This window comes from Streptomyces griseicoloratus (assembly GCF_014534645.1).
Classification (GTDB): domain Bacteria; phylum Actinomycetota; class Actinomycetes; order Streptomycetales; family Streptomycetaceae; genus Streptomyces; species Streptomyces griseicoloratus.
On the sequence record NZ_JACVQF010000078.1, the window covers coordinates 1 to 769 of the forward strand.

The 769-nt window shown below is 71.0% G+C and carries 1 protein-coding gene; it reads right to left on the minus strand.

Going from position 1 to position 769, the window contains the following annotated elements:
• Positions 1-91: 91 nt before the first annotated feature.
• Entirely contained in the window at positions 92-691 is a 600-nt protein-coding gene (locus H0H10_RS02290) for a GNAT family N-acetyltransferase (RefSeq protein ID WP_055528321.1), read from the minus strand.
• Positions 692-769 lie beyond the last annotated feature (78 nt).

The following is a 769-nucleotide window of genomic DNA, read 5'->3' on the forward strand; positions in this document are numbered from 1 at the left end:
CAGCTGCCTTGTAAGTCATTGGTCTTAAAGGTACCGATGCATGGGGTCGTGCGCTCCTTTCGGTCGGGCGCTGCGGGTCGTGGGGCGGGCGTCAGGCACCGGGCTTGCGGGTCATGCACCAGGTGCGCGGTCCTTCGGGCACCTCGACGTCGGCGGTGACGGTGAAGCCGAGCCGCTCGTAGAAGGGGAGGTTGCGGGGCGCGGAGGTTTCCAGGAAGGCGGGCACCCCGGCGCGCTCGGCCGCCTCCACTCCGGGGAGCACGACGGCGCTGCCCAGACCCTTGCCCTGGTGGTCGGGCGAGACGCCGACGGTGGCCAGGAACCACGCGGGCTCCTTGGGCCGGTGCGGCGCCAGGAGGCCTTCCATCTGTTGCTGCGCGGCCAGCCGGGAACCGCTCAACTCGGCCATGCGCGGGCCGATCTCGGCGAACACCGCCCCCGCTTCGACGCTCTCCGGCGTGGTCCAGACCGCCACCGCGGCGCCGTCGTCCGCGACCCACACCTTGCCGATGTCGAGCCCGACGCGCGTGAGGAAGAGTTCTTGCAGCTCGGTGACCCGCTCGATGTGGCGGTCCGGATCGACGGTGTGGCGCGTGGCGGGGTAGTCGGCGAACGCGGCGGCGAGGGTGCGTACGGCCCTGGGGACGTCGTCGCGGGTGGCGAGGCGCACCGTGGGCTTGTACTCGGTCATGGTAAGCTCCGGTGGATCCCCCTGGGGAGAGAGGTCGGTGATTCGGTCAACAAGGGAGCCGACTGCCGACGTGCGCTC

What these genes read in the sequence shown, in the direction of transcription:
- H0H10_RS02290 (WP_055528321.1), bottom strand. Translation starts at nt 691, where the DNA reads ATGACCGAGTACAAGCCCACGGTGCGCCTCGCCACCCGCGACGACGTC.